The following is a 1,312-nucleotide window of genomic DNA, read 5'->3' as shown; positions in this document are numbered from 1 at the left end:
CAAATTTTATTGACCACTACATTCAATGCCATATGTGCCATTTGAGGTCTCCGGTTCTGGACTGGAAGAGAAAAAGATACCTAGTTTCTATGAATTCCTAGTGAAGAAGTTAAGATATAACTTGAACCAAAAAAGGGAATCATATTTAGAGAGCTATATCGAAGGTCATTTCACAAATTATAATGAAGATGGAAGCGTTGAAGAAAGAACAATTCGTGACATAGATTTTCATGGTGAAACTGATCATGAAATTTTTAGCTCATGGCTGTCTTTTAAACATTTATTAGAGATTGAAGAGCAAGTCGCAAGAAGGGTCGAGGCAAAAAACTTCATTGCTATACAGAGTCACTTAAATTTAATTGACGATAACTTTGGTTATCTTATGGATCGCAAAAATTCATACTTTCCGTTAAAAATGGATAAAGAAGAGTTGTTTAGTTGGCTTTTAACAGAGATTAATTTATTTAAGCATTTGGTTGAAGAAAAAGGACTTTGGAAGACTTTAAATAAACAACCAGAAAAGCACTGTCAACACATATTCGCTGCTGCTTTAAGTAGAGTCAGTGAATTACTTGATGTTTGTATGTTACCAGAGCCACAAGTTGGAACTGGATTCGTTGATTTTATATTCTCTCAAGGTAACGATTCAAAAGTTTGCGTCGAGCTAAAACTATCAACCAGTCCAAAGGCGCTTGAGGGATATACCAAGCAACTTAAGCAATATTTGACTAGTGAAAAAACAGAGAAAGGTATTTACGTTGTTATTGACTCTGGTAACCCTAAAAGTTCGTACCAAAAATTACGCGTTCTAATTGAAAATGGAAAGAAAAAAGGTAAAAGTTATCCTGAAATAATACTAATCGATGCTAGTCCTAAACTTAGCCCTAGTCGGTTGTAATATAGAGGAAATACTAAAGAACAATGCTGGTTTTGAAAAACTTTTTGAAGTATTAAATAAACAATATAAACAACCCGAATTCATTATGCAAGTACACACTTACCCTTACTCGAAAGAATCAATATTTCCTCTGAAAACTGGTTGAAACTCACCACACAATTTACACGCGTATTTCACGGTGCAGTAGGCAGGCCGATCTCACAAGCAAGTTACTGTGAAAATCTAAACAGAAAACGGCGATCGAATATTAGTAACTGTGAAAAGCTACTCGCATAAAGTTTAAACGCTTCAGTAAAAAGTTAAAACTGCATCATGCAGTCATTTTCATGCGTGTAATTTAGGTTTAAGAGTGATGATTGCTGATTTAAAGAGTGAAATGAAAGTAATCCAATAGTAAAAGATAATTTTTATGAT

At 33.9% G+C, this 1,312-nt stretch carries 1 protein-coding gene and 1 pseudogene; both read left to right on the top strand.

Translation table 11 applies throughout. The annotated features are described in order from the left end of the window. Positions 1-100: 100 nt before the first annotated feature. A complete protein-coding gene (locus CWB66_RS02995; protein ID WP_138584289.1) occupies positions 101-898 on the top strand; it encodes a DUF8371 domain-containing protein in 798 nt (265 codons plus the stop codon). A 96-nt stretch (positions 899-994) separates the two neighbouring features. Next, a pseudogene (locus CWB66_RS22585) lies at positions 995-1,174 on the top strand (transposase); the annotation flags it as partial. Positions 1,175-1,312: the final 138 nt, after the last annotated feature.

Origin of the sequence: Pseudoalteromonas sp. S558 (assembly GCF_005886635.1) — a bacterium.
GTDB classification, from domain to species: domain Bacteria; phylum Pseudomonadota; class Gammaproteobacteria; order Enterobacterales; family Alteromonadaceae; genus Pseudoalteromonas; species Pseudoalteromonas aliena.
This window is presented reverse-complemented; position numbering and strand designations above follow the sequence as displayed.